The sequence below is a fragment of the Streptomyces sp. NPDC052773 genome (assembly GCF_044547145.1).
Taxonomy (GTDB): domain Bacteria; phylum Actinomycetota; class Actinomycetes; order Streptomycetales; family Streptomycetaceae; genus Streptomyces.
Window position 1 is genome coordinate 118939 of record NZ_JBITZX010000015.1, and the last position, 15886, is coordinate 134824.

Here is a 15886-nt window from a genome sequence, read left to right on the forward strand (position 1 = left end):
CCGCATCCGTTTGGGCTTTGAAAGCCGGTCGTCTTAGCGTCGTCCGGGCTGTTCGTCAGGCAGTGCGCCGCACCCGCGGCACCGGACAGCCATCGCCGAGTCCCCGTACGGCGCGAGCCAGGGGAGCCGGGGACCCAACCATCAAGTCCCTGGGGTGAATCGGACGCCCGCGCAGCCCGCGAGGGGGTCCGTAGGAGACCTTCCTGCTCCGAACCCGTCAGCTAACCCGGTAGGCGAGAGGGAAGGAAAGGACCAGCCACTTCATGGCGTTCACGCGCGCCACCGGGAAGCATCGTCGTCCCAGCCGGATGCAGCGCTCCACCGCCCGCGCGGCGGGTGTCGCGGCACTCACCACCACCGGCGTCATCGGCACCCTGGCGAGCCCCGCGCTCGCCGCGGAGGCCGCCGCCGAGCAGACCGGCCTGCTGCCGGTCCTCACCATCGGCGACGAGGTCGCCGACCAGATCGACGCCCAGGCCGCCGCACAGCAGCAGGCCGCCGAGCGGGCCGCCGCCGAGGAGAAGGCCGTGGCCGCCGCGAAGAAGCGCGCCGAGGAGGAGGCCCGCAAGGCCCGCGAGGAGCAGGAGCGCGCCGCCCGCGAGGCCGAGCGCAAGCGCCTGAACACCTTCGTGATGCCGATCACCGGCTCCTACGTCTCCACCGGCTACCAGGCCGGCAGCTCCCTGTGGTCCTCCGGCAGCCACACCGGTGTCGACTTCCACGCCGCGACCGGCACCTCCGTCCACGCGGTCGGCGCCGGCACGGTCGTCGAGGCCGGCTGGGGCGGGGCGTACGGCAACCAGGTGGTCATCCGGATGCACGACGGCACGTACACCCAGTACGGCCACCTGTCCTCCATCGGTGTCTCCGTCGGCCAGACGGTGACCCCGGGCCAGCAGATCGGCCTGTCCGGCGCCACCGGCAACGTCACCGGCCCGCACCTGCACTTCGAGGCCCGCACGAGCCAGGAGTACGGCTCCGACATCGACCCGGTCGCATACCTGCGCGCGCACGGCGTGAACATCTGACCCAGCCCCCGCGGGACGTCTCCGAGCCCCGCAGGACGTCTCCCAGCCCCTCAGGAGTCTCCGAGCCCCGGCCCGCGCCGGGGCTTTCGGCGTTTCGGCCGCCCCCTTGTCCAAAAAATATCCATGGATTCCGGCCCGCCATCGGAAATTCCGCCCCATTGCAATAGAGTCGCTGAACACACGTCAATCGTCGACGTTTCACGGGGATTAAGGCGGAGGTCGGTCATGCGTATTCCGGCGCACTCGGTGTGTACGGCGATCCGGGACGACATCGTCGCGGGTGTCTACGAGCGCGGCAGCCGGCTCACCGAGGAACTGCTCGCCCGCCGCTACGGCGTCTCGCGCGTCCCCGTCCGGGAGGCCCTGCGCACGCTGGAGGCCGAGGGCTTCGTCGTGACCCGGCGCCACGCGGGCGCGTGCGTCGCCGAACCGACCGAGCAGGAGGCCGCCGACCTGCTGGAGATGCGGCTGTTGCTGGAGCCGCTGGGCGCCTCCCGTGCGGCGCAGCGGCGCACCGAGGCCCACCTGAAGGTGCTGCGCGGCCTGGTAAGGCTGGGCCAGGAGCGCGCCCGCCGCGGCCACAGCGACGACCTGCGCTCCCTGGGCGGCTGGTTCCACGAGACGCTGGCGCAGGCCTCCGGCAGCCCCGCGCTCACCTCGACGCTGACCCAGCTGCGGCACAAGATCGCCTGGATGTACACGGTCGAGGCGCCGGCCGGCCCGGTGGAGGCCTGGGCGGAGCACGGGGCGATCGTCGACGCCGTCGCGCGCGGCGACAGCGAACGCGCGCGGGCGATCACCGCGCTGCACACCGAGCGCGCGAGCGCGGCGCACCGGCTGCGGTTCGGCCCGGGCGGGGAGCGCCCGGAGCGTGTGAGGAATTCGCAACACGCCGTAAACATCTCGGGCCTGCGGCATTAACACGGGCACCGTATACAAAGAACGGTTATTCGATGGGCGGCGGATTTTCCCTGCCCTTTTTCGGCGTGCCGGTAATTGACCGTGCGCGCGCCGGACGCCTGCCCGGAATTCACCAGAGGGCCCTCGCATTCATCCCGGGAAAAGCGAAACCGCGCCGCCCCGAAAGGGCGACGCGGTGACGCGTTTCCACGTGACTGCCGCGCGAGCGTCAGACGGTCTCGGGGAGCTCCTCGAGACCCTCGGCGACCAGCTTGGCCAGGCGGTCGAGAGCGGCGTCCGCGCCCTCGGCGTCGGAGGCGAGGACGATCTCCTCGCCGCCCTGGGCGCCCAGGCCGAGAACGGCCAGCATGGAGGCCGCGTTGACCGGGTTGCCACCGGCCTTGGAGATCGTCACCGGGACGCCTGCGGCCGTGGCGGCTCGGACGAAGATGGAGGCGGGGCGGGCGTGAAGGCCCTCGGCCCAGCCGACGTTGACGCGGCGCTCAGCCATGTGTTGCTGCCCTTCGGTGTTCAGGGTTGTCTAGACCAGTTTCCCATATCGCGAAGCATGCTCCCGGAGCGGACGTGTCCCCTCCACCGGGTGACGCCGGACCGCGGCCTCGGTCCGTGCTTCCGTCCTCACAGACTGCCCCGCGCCGTTGTCGGACGCGAGCCGTACTCTGGGGCCCATGCAGACCTCGTCGGACCGGCACGAGTACCCCGCCCACTGGGAAGCCGACGTGGTGCTGCGCGACGGCGGCACCGCGCGCATCCGCCCCATCACCGTTGACGACGCCGAGCGCCTGGTCAGCTTCTACGAGCAGGTCTCGGACGAGTCGAAGTACTACCGCTTCTTCGCGCCCTACCCGCGCCTGTCCACGAAGGACGTCCACCGCTTCACGCACCACGACTTTGTGGACCGGGTGGGACTCGCGGCCACGATCGGCGGCGAGTTCATCGCCACCGTACGCTACGACCGCATCGGCGCCAACGGACTGCCCGCCTCCGCACCCGCCGACGAGGCCGAGGTCGCCTTCCTGGTGCAGGACGCCCACCAGGGCCGCGGTGTCGCCTCCGCCCTCCTCGAACACATCGCCGCCGTCGCCCGCGAGCGCGGCATCCGCCGCTTCGCCGCCGAGGTGCTCCCCGCCAACACCAAGATGATCAAGGTGTTCACGGACGCCGGGTACACCCAGAAGCGCAGCTTCGAGGACGGCGTCGTCCGCTTGGAGCTGGACCTCGAACCCACCGATCGCTCCCTGGCCGTGCAGTACGCGCGCGAACAGCGCGCCGAGGCCCGGTCCGTGCAGCGGCTGCTCGCCCCCGGCTCGGTCGCCGTCGTCGGCGCGGGCCGCACCCCCGGCGGGGTGGGCCGCTCCGTGCTCGGCAACATCCGCGACGCGGGCTTCACCGGCCGCCTCTACGCGGTGAACCGCGCCCTGCCCGACGGGCAGAAGGAACTGGACGGGGTGCCGGCGTACCGCTCGGTGCGCGACATCGACGGGCCCGTCGACCTCGCGGTCGTCGCCGTCCCCGCCGAGCACGTCCCCGAGGTCGTCACCGAGTGCGGCGAGCACGGCGTCCAGGGGCTCGTCGTGATCTCCGCCGGATACGCCGAGAGCGGCCCCGAGGGACGCGAGCGCCAGCGCGCCCTCGTCCGGCACGCGCGCGCGTACGGCATGCGGATCATCGGGCCGAACGCCTTCGGCATCGTCAACAACTCCCAGGACGTCCGGCTCAACGCCTCCCTCGCCCCCGAACCGCCCCGGCCCGGACGCATCGGCCTGTTCGCCCAGTCCGGCGCCATCGGCATCGCCCTGCTCTCCCGCCTCCACCGGCGCGGCGGCGGGGTCACGGGGGTCACCGGCGTGTCCACCTTCGTCTCGTCCGGCAACCGCGCGGACGTCTCCGGCAACGACGTCCTCCAGTACTGGTACGACGACCCGGACACCGACGTCGTCCTCATGTACCTGGAGTCCATCGGCAACCCCCGCAAGTTCACCCGCCTGGCACGCCGCACGGCGGCGGCCAAGCCCCTCGTCGTGGTCCAGAGCGCCGGATCCGCCCCCCAAGGGCACGCGGTCCGCGCCACCCGGCTGCCGCACGCCACCGTGTCCGCGCTGCTGCGCCAGGCCGGCGTGATCCGCGTGAACACCATCACCGAGTTGGTCGACACCGGGCTCCTGCTCGCCCGCCAGCCGCTGCCGCGCGGCCCGCGCGTGGCGATCCTCGGCAACTCCGAGTCCCTGGGCGTGCTCACCTACGACGCGTGCCTCTCCGAGGGCCTGCGGCCCACACCGCCCCTGGACCTGACGACCGAGGCCGGCCCGGAGGACTTCCGCGCGGCGCTCTCCCGCGCGCTGGCCGACGACACCTGCGACGCCGTCGTGGTCACGGCGATACCGGCGATCGGCGAGGAGTCCGCCGGGGACGCCGCGCTGGCCGAGGCACTGCGCTCCGCCGCCGAGCGGGCGCCGTCCAAGCCGGTGCTGGTCGTGCACGTGGAACTCGGCGGCCTCGCGGAGGCCCTGTCGGCCGCCACCAGCACGGCCCCCCGCGCGCGTACCGCCACACCCGGCACCACCGCACCGGACGCCGCCCCGGAACCGGGGCCGGCCGCCCAGGCCCCCGGCGCCACCCGCCTCATCCCCGCGTACCCCGCCGCCGAACGCGCCGTCCGCGCCCTCGCCGAGGTGGTCAAGTACGCGCGGTGGCGCCGCGAGGCCGCCGACCCCGGCAAGGTGCCCGAGTACGAGGACATCGACGAGAAGGGCGCCGCCCGGCAGATCGACTCCCTCCTCACGCGCGGACAGGGCCTCACCCTCGGCACCGAGGAGACCTGCGAGCTGCTCGGCCGCTACGGCATCCAGGTCCGCCGCGCCCTGCCCGCCCCCACCCCCGAGGACGCCGTCGCCGCCGCCCGCGCCCTCGGCTACCCGGTCGCCCTCAAGGCCACCGCCCCGCACCTGCGGCACCGCGCGGACCTGGGCGGCGTACGCCTCGACCTCGCCGACGAGGAGCAACTGCGACGGGCGTACGCCGAGTTGACCGGGCTGTTCGGGACGCCCGAGGAGCTGCGCCCGGTGGTGCAGGGCATGGCACCGCGCGGGGTGGACACCGTCGTCCGGGCCGTGATCGACCCCGCCGCCGGAGCGGTGCTCTCCTTCGGCCTCGCCGGGGCGGCCTCGCAGCTGCTCGGCGACATGGCGCACCGGCTCATTCCGGTCACCGACCGCGAGGCGACCTCCCTGGTCCGCTCCATCCGGACGGCCCCGCTCCTGTTCGGCTGGCGCGGCTCGGCGCCGGTCGACACCCCGGCCCTGGAGGAGCTGCTGCTGCGGGTCTCCCGGCTGGTCGACGACCATCCCGAGGTGGTCGCCGTCACGCTGGAACCGGTCGTCGTCGCCACCGAGGGCCTGAGCGTGCTGGGCGCCTCCGTACGGTTGGCCCCGCCCCCCGCCCGCGACGACCTGGGCCCCCGGACCCTGCCCGCTTACTGAGACGCCGTACCGGGACCGGCACAGACGCCGCACCGGGACCTGCCGGGACGCCGCACCGGGACCTGCCGGGACGCTGAACCGAGACGTTTCCGACCGCCCCGGAGCCCGCCGAGCGGTGCCTCGCAGTCAGTGCGCCACCGTAGGATGGACGGCATGGCCAAGACCAGTACGACGACCCAGGGGCTGCGTGCGGCGATCGAGCGCAGCGGCTACTACCCGGCCCTCGTGGCCGAGGCGGTGGAGGCCGCCGTGGGCGGCGAGCCCATCCGGTCGTACCTGGTCCACCAGGAGACGACGTTCGACCAGAACGAGGTCCGCCGCCACGTCACCGTGCTCGTGCTCACCGATACCCGCTTCATCGTCAGCCACACCGACGAGCAGGCCGCCGACAACACCTCCCCGACGCCGTACGCCACCACCTCCACGGAGTCGGTGAAGCTCGGCCGGATCTCGTCCGTCGTGGTCAGCCGCGTGGTGTCCAACCCGGAGGCGTACACGCCGGGCACCCTCCCGCGCGAGGTGGTGCTCACCATCGGCTGGGGCGCCGTCTCCCGGATCGACCTGGAGCCCGCCGCCTGCGGCGACCCGAACTGCGACGCCGACCACGGCTACACCGGCAGCTCGACGGCGGACGACCTCAGCCTGCGCGTCAGCGAGGCCGGGGACGGCCCGGAGACCGTGCGCCAGGCGCTCGCCTTCGCGCAGGCCATCTCCGAGGCGACCGCGGACCCGACGCGCTGATGGTGCAGCCGCCCGCCGCCTGGGACCCTCATCCGGAACCCCTCGCCGTCGACTCCGCCCCCCTGCCCGAGTACGGCAAGGGCTCCCTCGCCGACCTGCTGCCCACGCTGGCCGCGGGCATGGGCGTGCCCGGGACGACCGCCGCCATCCCCGAGCTGACCCCCGCCGACCGGAACTGCGTCTTCCTGATCGACGGGCTCGGCTGGGAGCAGCTGAAGGCCCACCCGGACGAGGCGCCGTTCCTCACCTCTCTCCTCGCCACGTCCCGCGGCGGCACCGGCCGCCCGCTGACCACCGGCTACCCGGCGACCACGGCCACCTCGCTGGCCTCCGTCGGCACCGGGCTGCCGCCGGGCGCCCACGGCCTGCCCGGCTACACCGTCCGCGACCCGGCCACCGGCGCGCTGATGAACCAGCTGCGCTGGCAGCCGTGGACCGAGCCGGGCGCCTGGCAGCCGTACCCCACCGTCTTCGACCTCGCCGACCGCGCGGGGGTGCACGCCGCGCAGGTCTCCTCCCCGGCCTTCGCGAACACCCCGCTGACCCGGGTCGCGCTCAGCGGCGGCACCTTCCACGGCCGGCTCTCCGGCGAGGAGCGCATGGACCTCGCCGCCGAGCAGCTGGCCGCCGGGGACCGCAGCCTGGTCTACACGTACTACTCCGAGGTCGACGGCGCCGGCCACCGCTTCGGCGTCGACTCCGACACCTGGCGCGGCCAGCTCATGTACGTCGACCGCCTGGTCCAGCGCCTGGCCGAGCAGCTTCCGCCGCGCAGCGCGCTGTACGTCACGGCCGACCACGGCATGGTCGACGTGCCCTTCGACGAGCAGCACCGCATCGACTTCGACGAGGACTGGGAGCTGCGCGCCGGCGTCGCCCTGCTGGGCGGCGAGGGCCGCGCCCGGCACGTCTACGCGGTCCCTGGCGCCGAGAACGACGTCCTGACCTGCTGGCGGGAAGTGCTCGGCGAGCAGTTCTGGGTGGCCTCGCGCGACGAGGCGATCGCCGCCGGCTGGTTCGGGCCGCGGGTCGACGAACGGGTGTACGCACGTATCGGCGACGTCGTCGCCGCCGCGCGGGACGACGTTCTGATCATCGCCTCCGAGCGGGAACCCAACGAGTCGGCGATGGTCGGCAATCACGGCTCGCTGACCCCGGCCGAGCAGCTGGTCCCGCTGCTCGAAGTACGTTCCTGACGCGCTGAGGCCCCACCATGACGATTTCGCCGAAAGGTGCTCACCCTCCCATGCCCGAGCTGGTCTTCTTCTCCGGAACGATGGACTGCGGGAAGTCGACCCTGGCTCTCCAGATCGAGCACAACCGCTCCGCGCGCGGCCTCCAGGGCATGATCTTCACGCGCAACGACCGCGCGGGCGAGGGCAAGCTGTCCTCCCGGCTCGGCCTGGTCACCGACGCGGTCGAGGTCGAGGACGGCATGGACCTCTACGCCTACCTCGTCGACCACCTCTCGCACGGCCGCCGCGCGGACTACGTGATCGCCGACGAGGCGCAGTTCCTCACGCCGGAGCAGGTCGACCAACTCGCGCGCGTGGTCGACGATCTGGGGCTCGACGTCTACGCCTTCGGCATCACCACCGACTTCCGCACCAAGCTCTTCCCGGGCTCGCAGCGCCTGGTCGAGCTGGCGGACCGCGTGGAGGTGCTCCAGGTGGAGGCCCTGTGCTGGTGCGGCGCCCGCGCGACCCACAACGCCCGCACGATAGGCGGCGAGATGGTCGTCGAGGGCGCCCAGGTCGTCGTCGGCGACGTGAACCAGTCGGAGGCCGTCGGCTACGAGGTGCTGTGCCGCCGCCACCACCGCCGCCGCATGACGGCGGCGACGGCCCGCGCTGCGGCGCTGTCCCCGGACGTCCTGCCGGTGCCGAACGCCTAGCGTCCGGGCGGGCCGGGGTGTCAGCGAGGCCGCTGGAGCAGGCAGAAGCGGGCGCCCTCCGGGTCGGTCACCGTGGCGACGCGGCCCCGTTCGCCGTCCTCGGCCGCTCTGAGGACGTGCCCGCCCAGCTCGGCCACATGCTGCACGGCCTCGTCGGCGTCCGCGACCTCGAAGTACGTCAGCCAGTGCGGGCCCCGGTCGCGGGGCAGTGCGTGGCCCATGCCCTGGATGCCGGCGACCGCCCGGCCACGGATGGAGAGCGTCACGTAGTCGAAGTCGGCGGAGACCACCGGCTCCTCCTCGTAGCCGAAGACACTCTCGTAGAACTTGGCGACGGTCGCCGACTCGTACGTCAGCAGCTCGTTCCAGGCGGGGGTGCCCGGCACCCCGGACAGGGCCGTGCCCAGGTGCGCCGCCGCCTGCCAGATCCCGAACACGGCGCCCGAGGGATCGGAGCCGATCGCCAGCCGTCCGGCCTCCCCGGCGTCGAGCGGACCCACGCCGATCGTGCCGCCGCACAGCCGCGCGGTCTCCGCGGTCCGGCCCGCGTCGTCGGAGGCGAGATACGGCGTCCAGGCGATCGGGAGGTGCCGGTCCGGCGGCAACTGCCCGATGCCCGCCACCTCACGGCCGTCGAGCAGGGCCCGCACATAGGGGCCGAGCTGCCCGGGTCCGGGGCGGAACTCCCAGCCGAACAGGGCTCCGTAGAACTCCTGGGTCGCCGCCATCCCGTGCACCATCAGGCTCACCCAGCAGGGTGTGCCGGGCGCGTACCGGGCGTGATCGCCGGCCCGGCCGGCCGGCCCCCGTGCCTCGGTCATCGTCACTCTCTCCTCGGCCCCTCGCGGCGCCGCGTCGCTTCCGCTCTCCGGACCCACGTGCCGATGCTCGCACCACCCTCGGTGCCACGCGCTCCGGGCGCGCCGCCGCATCTCGTCCGGTCACCGGAGAATGCCCGATCTGCGGTTTCCTGCCCGTTTCGGGAGGGTGGCCCACGGATGTCGATCGGTGGTATCCGGGGCGGCACTGCACGTGCCCGATCCCGTACTCCTCGTGATCGGGGCTGCTTGGCGGAGCAGAGTAGCCGGACATGGACGCCGCGGCCACCCCGTAGGCCAGGATGGTCGCCATGAACGCCATCATTTCCGCATCCGCCCTGGCCGGTGAACTGGCGGGGGAGCGCCCGCCCGTCCTGCTCGACGTCCGCTGGCAGCTCAGTCTGGCCAAGGCGGCCGGCGAGCCGCCCTTCGACGGCCGGGCCGCCTACGAGGCCGGGCACATCCCCGGCGCCGTGTTCGTCGATCTGGACCGGGAGTTGGCCGGGGAGCCGGGGGAGCGGGGTCGTCATCCGCTGCCCGGCCTCGCGGATTTCGGCGCGGTGATGCGCCGTGCGGGTGTCTCGTCCGGGCGGCCGGTCGTCGTCTACGACGGCGGACAGGGCTGGGCCGCGGCCCGCGCCTGGTGGATGCTGCGCTGGACGGGTCACCCGGACGTGCGGGTCCTGGACGGCGGGTTGCCGTCCTGGCAGGGCCCGTTGTCCCAGGAGGTTCCTCACCCCGAGGAGGGCGATTTCCGGCCGGTTCCGGGCCCCGGCCTGCTGGACGCCGACGGCGCCGCCGCGCTCGCCCGCTCCGGAGTGCTGTTCGACGCCCGCGCGGCGGAGCGGTACCGCGGTGACGTCGAGCCCATCGACCGGGTCGGCGGCCACATCCCGGGCGCGGTGTCGGCGCCCACGACGGAGAACGTGACTGCCGACGGACACTTCCTGCCCGCCGAGGAGCTGCGGGCGCGGTTCGAGGCGCTGGGCGCCTCCGAGGACACCGAGGTCGGCGTGTACTGCGGCTCCGGCGTCTCCGGCGCCCACGAGGTCCTGGCCCTCGCCGTGGCGGGCATCCCGGCCGCCCTGTACGTGGGTTCGTGGTCGGAGTGGTCGTCGGATCCGGAGCGGCCGGTGGCGGTGGGGCCGGACCCGCAGTAGCGCGGCGGCGCGCGGGGCGGGTGCGAGGCAGCGCGAGGGGGGCGCGTGGTTCTCCCTGCGCGCCTCGGGCGGCGCCCTGTGCGCCGAGCCGTGCTTCGCGCGCCAGGCGGTGCGTCAGGCTCCGCCGCTCCGGGCAGCGCGTCAGGTTCGGGGCGGCGGGCTCCACGCGCGCGTGCGGCGGATGATTCCGCACGACTCCCGGCCCCTACGGGCCTCTTGAGGCCCGCGCCGCCGTGGGCCCCCCGCAACGCGGCCAGGCCCGCGCCGTTCCCGGCGCGGGCCTGAATCCTCGTACGGCGGCTACTCCTGCTTCTTGCGCCGCGTGCCGAAGACGATCTCGTCCCAGCTCGGGACGGCCGCCCGGCGGCCCGGGCGGACGCCGTCGGCCTCGGCCTGGCGGTCGGTGGCGCCGATGAGCCGGTCCCGGTGGCTGCCCACGGAGCGGGGCATGAGGACGTCGGCGTAGGCGGAACCGGCCGAGGCGGCGGGCGCCGGCGGCTCCTCCGCCGCGGGCTCGTCGTCGGGCTCCTCGGTGGACTCGGCGGACCGCTCGGGCACCACCAGGTCGCCTCTGAAGCTCGGCACCGCCTCCAGCAGGCTCGTCAGCGAATCCCGCTCGCTCGCGGTCTCCTCCGCCGGTTCGGGCACCGGCGCGGGCAGACTCGGCCGCTCCCGGTCACGGTCCCGGTCGAGGGACCCGGCCAGCGTGCGGTCGCGCGGCAGCCGGGCGATCCGCGGCACGAACGGCAGGCTCGGCTCGGGCGCCCCGAGGTCGTCGGACTCCCCGATCAGCGAGCGCGCCTCGTCGTCGACGGCCTGCACGAGCCGCCGGGGCGGGTCGTACGTCCAGCTCGCCGAGTGCGGTTCGCCCGCGACGCGGTAGACCAGCAGCACTTCCCAGGTGCCGTCGTCGCGGCGCCAGGAGTCCCACTGGACGGTGTCCTTCTCGGCGCCGCGCAGCAGCAGCCGCTCCTGGACTGCCTCACCGAGCAACGGGCCGGAGTTCTCGCCGGGGCGGCGGACCGGGGTCTTGCGGGCCCGCTCGGCCATGAAGGCGCGCTCGGCCAGCACGGGACCCTCGAAGCGGCGCACGCGGTCGACCGGGATGCCGGCCATCTGGGCGACCTCTTCCGCGGTCGCACCCGCGCGTATACGCGCCTGGATGTCACGGGGGCGGAGATGGCTCTCCACCTCGATCTCGATCTGGCCGAGGCGGGGACGGTCGCCGCGCACGGCGGCGCGGAGCCGTTCGTCGATCGGAAGCGTGTACTCCGTGCTGTCCGCAGCCTTCAGCACCAGCCGTGTGCCGTCATTGGAGACGGCCACGACACGCAGTTCGGGCATGGGGACCTCCCGGGTGGTGCCTGCCGACGTCACGTGCGTCGCTGCTTCCGCTAGTCGAGTGTGGCCTGCCCGGGTGCAGCCTGCCACAACCTTGCCGAGTTGCCCGGCGTGTCGGGCACGGGCCCTGGATCGCCGTTATGGCACGGTAACCTATTCGCAACGCTAAGTGACCAACTCCGTCACCCTGTGCAACAAGCCCCCTCCCGGCGGTCCTTGACGGCCCCGGACACCCTGGCGGGAGACCGGACCCAGGGCTCGCAACAGTACTCCATTTGGGCCACGTGCGTGGATTGGCGCGCCGTCCAACTTCGCGTCGAAGGCGGGACTTGGCCATCCCTGGCCGATTTTCTTGATCGAAAACGTGGCGTACTTCACGGAATCGCCGGAAACGGAGCTAGCGGTTTCGACCGTACGTCCCCTTCTCGTGCAACATGCCGAGCTGGTACGGGAAAGGCAGGCAGGGCCCGGGAATGCGCGAAAGGCCCGATGTCGCCCGGGAGTCGGGCTCCCGGGAGCCGGGGCGCGACGGCCGTCGCAAAAACCGCGCGGGGTGAGGAAGCGGAGAGGGGCGCGCGAGCAAGCGCCGCCCGCCCCCGGCGAGTTCACCGAGGGAACCGTCCACCCCGCTACGCCCCCAGAACCCGGCGCAAGTAGTCGTTCTGAAAGCGCCGTTCCGGATCCAGCCGGTCCCGCAGCGCCGTGAACTCGGCGAAGCGGGGGTAGACACCGGAGAGGTAATCGGCGTCGCGCGTGTGCACCTTGCCCCAGTGGGGCCGCCCCTCGTGCGCGGTGAAGATCCGCTCGGCGGCGGTGAAGTACCGCTGGTAGGGCGTCCCCCGGAACATGTGGACGGCGACGTACGCGGTGTCCCGGCCGGACGCGGTGGACAGCGTGATGTCGTCGGCTGGGGCGGTGCGCACCTCCACGGGGAAGCTGATCCGCAGCGGGGAGCGGTCGACCATCGCCTTCAGCTCGCGCAGGACGTCGACCGCGGCGTCGCGCGGGACGGCGTACTCCATCTCCACGAAGCGCACCCGGCGCGGGGAGGTGAAGACCTTGTAGGGGATGTCGGTGTAGCTCCGCGCGGACAGTGCCTTGCTGGAGATCCGGGCGATGGCGGGGATGGTGGCCGGTGCCGCGCGGCCGACCCAGTTGGCCGCCTGGAAGACGCCGTTGGACAGGAACTCGTCCTCGAACCAGCCCTTGACCCGGCTCACCGGACGCTCGGGGCCGGCGCTGCGGTTGTTGCGCTTGATGTTGGTGTTGCCGGTGTGGGGGAACCAGTAGAACTCGAAGTGCTCGTTCTCGGCCCAGAGTTCGTCGAACTCGGCGAGGACCCGGGCCAGCGGCATCGGCTCCTCGCGCGCGTGGAGCAGGAAAACGGGTTCCACGGCGAAGGTGATCGCGGTGACGATGCCGAGGGCGCCCAGGCCGATGCGGGCCGCCGCGAAGACGTCCGGGTTCTCCTTCTCGGAGCAGGTGAGCACCGAGCCGTCGGCCGTGACCAGCTCGAGGGCCTTGATCTGGGCGGCGATCGAGCCGGAGTCGCGGCCGGTTCCGTGCGTGCCGGTGCTGGTGGCGCCGGAGACGGTCTGCTCCATGATGTCGCCCATGTTGGTCAGCGACAGCCCCTCGCGGGCCAGGGCCAGGTTGAGCCGCTTGAGCGGGGTGCCGGCCTCGACCGTGACGGTGCCGGCCGCGCGGTCGATCTCGCGTATCCCGGCCAGCAGCCGGGGCCGTATCAGCACGCCGTCGGTGGCGGCTATCGACGTGAAGGAGTGCCCGGTGCCGACGGCCTTCACCCGCAGGCCGTCCTCCGCCGCCGCGCGCACCGCCGCCGCCAGCTCGTCCACGGACGCCGGAGTGACCTCCCGCGCGGGGCGCGCGACGACGTTGCCGCCCCAGTTACGCCACGTGCCGTTCTTCCCGCTCGCTGTGCTGCTCAACGGTGCCTCCCCGACCCGGAGCCGGCCGCTTGAGCCGGCGGTAACCGAGGAAACCGACCGCGACCGCGACGGCCCCGGACACGGCCGGAACCCCGTACCCGGCGCGCGCGCCGGCCGTGTCGATCACCCAGCCGGCCACCGAGGAGCCGAGTGCGACCCCCACCGCGAGACCGGTGCTCACCCAGGTCATGCCCTCGGTCAACTGCGCGCGTGGTACGTGCTCTTCGATGAGGGACATCGTCGTGATCATCGTGGGAGCGATGGACAGGCCCGCGACGAAGAGCGCCACGGCCAGAAACGGCAGGTTTCCGACCAGTAGGAGGGGGATCATACTCACGGCCATCGCACAGACGCCCAGCAGCCAGCGAGGTTCGGGCGCTCCCTTGAAGCGCAGCAGCCCGAACACGGCACCCGCCGCACAGGAGCCCGCCGCGTACAGCGCGAGGACGACGCTCGCCGCGCCCTTGTGGCCCTGCTCGTCGGCGAACGCCACGGTGACCACGTCGACGGCCCCGAAGATCGCGCCGGTCGCGACGAAGGTCGTCACCAGGACCTGGAGCCCGGGGGAGCGCAGCGCGCTGCGACCGCCGCCGTGCTCCGCGCGCGGATGCGGCTCGGGCTCGGTGGCGCGCTGCGCGGTCAGCCAGAACACGCCCACCGCGAGGAAGCAGCCGGCCAGCAGCGGGCCGGCCTCCGGGAACCAGGCGGTGGACAGCCCGATGGAGATGATCGGGCCGAAGATGAAGCAGATCTCGTCCACCACGGACTCGAACGAGTACGCGGTGTGCAGCTGCGGGGTGCCCCGGTAGACGGCCGCCCACCGGGCCCGGATCATCGCGCCGACGCTCGGCACGCAGCCGATGCCCACACAGGCGACGAACAGCACCCAGTCCGGCCACCGGTAGTGCGCGGCGAACAGCAGCAGGGCGCCCGCGGCCAGCGACAGCAGCGTCGCCGGACGCAGCACCCGCCGCTGCCCGTACTGGTCCACCAGCCGTGAGACCTGCGGGCCCACCACGGCCGCGGCCAGCGCGATCGTGGCCGACAGCGCGCCGGCCAGGCCGTACCGCCCGGTGAGCTGGGAGATCATGGTCACCACGCCGATGCCCATCATCGACAGCGGCATCCGGCCGAGGAGACCGGCGGCGGAGAACGCCTTGGAGCCGGGTGCGGCGAACAGGGCGCGGTAGGGGCTGGGCACGGGCTCTCCGGCGGCTCGGTCGGTCGGGCGGGGCGGACGCGGACGTACGCCGGCGCACGTCGACGTATCACGGCGTACGGCACGGACGCGCCCGTAAGGCATGAAGATGGTCGATACAGCTTACGAGTTAGGTCACCCTAACGCACCCCTTCCGGGTGGCCCCCGCCCGCGTGCGCCACCCCGGCGTTGCCGCACTGTCAGTGGCGGGTGGCAGGATCGACCTCATGCCAGACGCGCTCGATGCCACCCCCTACGACGCCCTGCTCCTGCTCTCCTTCGGCGGCCCCGAAGGACCGGACGACGTGGTTCCGTTCCTGGAGAACGTGACGCGTGGGCGCGGCATCCCCAAGGAACGCCTGAAGGAAGTCGGTCAGCACTACTTCCTGTTCGGCGGGGTCAGCCCGATCAACGACCAGAACCGCGCCCTGCTGGACGCCCTGCGCGAGGACTTCGCCGACCACGGCCTGAACCTGCCGGTCTACTGGGGCAACCGCAACTGGGCGCCGTACCTCACGGACACCCTGCGCGAGATGGTCCGTGACGGCCGCCGCCGCATCCTCGTCCTCGCCACCAGCGCCTACGCCTCCTACTCCGGCTGCCGGCAGTACCGCGAGAACCTCGCCGACGCGCTCGCCACCCTCCAGGCCGAGGGCCTGGACCTGCCGAAGATCGACAAGCTGCGGCACTACTTCAACCACCCCGGCTTCGTGGAGCCCATGATCGACGGCGTCCTGCGCTCCCTCGCCGACCTCCCCGAGGACGTCCGCGACGGCGCCCACATCGCCTTCACCACCCACTCCATCCCGACCTCCGCGGCCGACACCTCCGGCCCGGCCGAGGAGCACGGCGACGGCGGCGCGTACGTCAGGCAGCATCTCGACGTCGCCCAGCTGATCGCCGACGCCGTCCGCGAGCGCACCGGCGTCGACCACCCCTGGCAGCTCGTCTACCAGTCCCGCTCCGGCGCCCCGCACATCCCGTGGCTGGAGCCCGACATCTGCGACCACCTGGAGGAGCGGCACGCCGCCGGCGCCCCGGCCGTCGTGATGGCCCCCATCGGCTTCGTCTCCGACCACATGGAGGTCCTGTACGACCTCGACACCGAGGCCACGGCCAAGGCCGAGGAGCTCGGCCTGCCGGTGCGCCGCTCCGCCACCGTCGGCGCAGACCCGCGGTTCGCCGCCGCGGTCCGCGACCTGATCGTGGAGCGGGCCGCCGTCGAGCGCGGACAGCAGGTGGCACCCTGCGCCCTCGGGGCGCTCGGCCCCAGCCACCACCTCTGCCCGGCCGGCTGCTGCCCCGCCCGCGCCCCCCGCCCCGCCGCCGCGGGCGCCGACAGCCCCTACGCCTGAGG

General features: G+C 73.2%; 13 protein-coding genes and 1 riboswitch. Of the genes, 8 read left to right on the forward strand and 5 right to left on the reverse strand.

What is annotated here, in order from left to right; genetic code table 11:
- The first annotated feature begins 83 nt into the window (after positions 1-83).
- Positions 84-251: riboswitch (cyclic di-AMP (ydaO/yuaA leader) on the forward strand.
- Between the two features lie 12 nt (positions 252-263).
- Positions 264-1028 carry a M23 family metallopeptidase gene (locus ACIG0D_RS28335; protein WP_399806265.1) on the forward strand — a complete coding sequence of 255 codons (765 nt, stop codon included), beginning with the start codon at positions 264-266 and terminating at the stop codon, positions 1026-1028.
- A gap of 225 nt (positions 1029-1253) precedes the next feature.
- A complete protein-coding gene (locus tag ACIG0D_RS28340; protein ID WP_399806267.1) occupies positions 1254-1949 on the forward strand; it encodes a GntR family transcriptional regulator in 696 nt (231 codons plus the stop codon).
- A gap of 208 nt (positions 1950-2157) precedes the next feature.
- Here ACIG0D_RS28340 and ACIG0D_RS28345 read toward each other — a convergent pair whose 3' ends face one another.
- Positions 2158-2439: an HPr family phosphocarrier protein gene (locus ACIG0D_RS28345; protein ID WP_365763238.1), complete on the reverse strand. Its 282-nt coding sequence runs from the start codon at positions 2437-2439 to the stop codon at positions 2158-2160.
- A gap of 178 nt (positions 2440-2617) precedes the next feature.
- Between ACIG0D_RS28345 and ACIG0D_RS28350 the strand changes: the two genes are divergently transcribed.
- The 4 genes from ACIG0D_RS28350 (at position 2618) to ACIG0D_RS28365 (ending at position 8063) form a co-directional block, all read left to right on the forward strand.
- Complete coding sequence (locus ACIG0D_RS28350) at positions 2618-5428, forward strand: GNAT family N-acetyltransferase (RefSeq protein ID WP_399806270.1); 2811 nt, start codon at positions 2618-2620, stop codon at positions 5426-5428.
- Between the two features lie 144 nt (positions 5429-5572).
- Positions 5573-6169, forward strand: a complete 597-nt coding sequence (locus tag ACIG0D_RS28355) for a DUF5998 family protein (RefSeq protein ID WP_365763280.1) — start codon at positions 5573-5575, stop codon at positions 6167-6169.
- Positions 6169-7365 (forward strand): alkaline phosphatase family protein, encoded by a 1197-nt coding sequence (locus ACIG0D_RS28360; RefSeq protein ID WP_399806272.1) that lies wholly within the window; start codon positions 6169-6171, stop codon positions 7363-7365. The genes ACIG0D_RS28355 and ACIG0D_RS28360 overlap by 1 nt, the downstream gene beginning before the upstream one ends.
- A 50-nt stretch (positions 7366-7415) precedes the next feature.
- Positions 7416-8063, forward strand: a complete 648-nt coding sequence (locus ACIG0D_RS28365; RefSeq protein WP_399806274.1) for a thymidine kinase — start codon at positions 7416-7418, stop codon at positions 8061-8063.
- Between the two features lie 20 nt (positions 8064-8083).
- Here ACIG0D_RS28365 and ACIG0D_RS28370 read toward each other — a convergent pair whose 3' ends face one another.
- Positions 8084-8884, reverse strand: coding sequence for a VOC family protein (locus ACIG0D_RS28370; protein ID WP_399806276.1), 801 nt, complete (start codon positions 8882-8884; stop codon positions 8084-8086).
- A 308-nt stretch (positions 8885-9192) separates the two neighbouring features.
- Between ACIG0D_RS28370 and ACIG0D_RS28375 the strand changes: the two genes are divergently transcribed.
- Entirely contained in the window at positions 9193-10041 is an 849-nt protein-coding gene (locus ACIG0D_RS28375) for a sulfurtransferase (protein WP_399806278.1), read from the forward strand.
- A gap of 300 nt (positions 10042-10341) precedes the next feature.
- On the opposite strand, the gene sepH is transcribed toward ACIG0D_RS28375, so the two are convergent.
- The 3 genes from sepH to ACIG0D_RS28390 all read right to left on the reverse strand — a co-directional run bounded on the left by sepH (position 10342) and on the right by ACIG0D_RS28390 (position 14532).
- Positions 10342-11385 carry a septation protein SepH gene (sepH, locus tag ACIG0D_RS28380; RefSeq protein ID WP_399806280.1) on the reverse strand — a complete coding sequence of 348 codons (1044 nt, stop codon included), beginning with the start codon at positions 11383-11385 and terminating at the stop codon, positions 10342-10344.
- Between the two features lie 626 nt (positions 11386-12011).
- Complete coding sequence (locus ACIG0D_RS28385; RefSeq protein WP_399806282.1) at positions 12012-13331, reverse strand: D-arabinono-1,4-lactone oxidase; 1320 nt, start codon at positions 13329-13331, stop codon at positions 12012-12014.
- Positions 13291-14532 carry an MFS transporter gene (locus ACIG0D_RS28390; RefSeq protein ID WP_399806284.1) on the reverse strand — a complete coding sequence of 414 codons (1242 nt, stop codon included), beginning with the start codon at positions 14530-14532 and terminating at the stop codon, positions 13291-13293. Before ACIG0D_RS28390 ends, ACIG0D_RS28385 begins: the two co-directional genes overlap by 41 nt.
- Positions 14533-14756: 224 nt before the next feature.
- Here ACIG0D_RS28390 and ACIG0D_RS28395 point away from each other — a divergent pair, with 224 nt between their 5' ends.
- Positions 14757-15884: a ferrochelatase gene (locus tag ACIG0D_RS28395; protein WP_399806286.1), complete on the forward strand. Its 1128-nt coding sequence runs from the start codon at positions 14757-14759 to the stop codon at positions 15882-15884.
- Positions 15885-15886 lie beyond the last annotated feature (2 nt).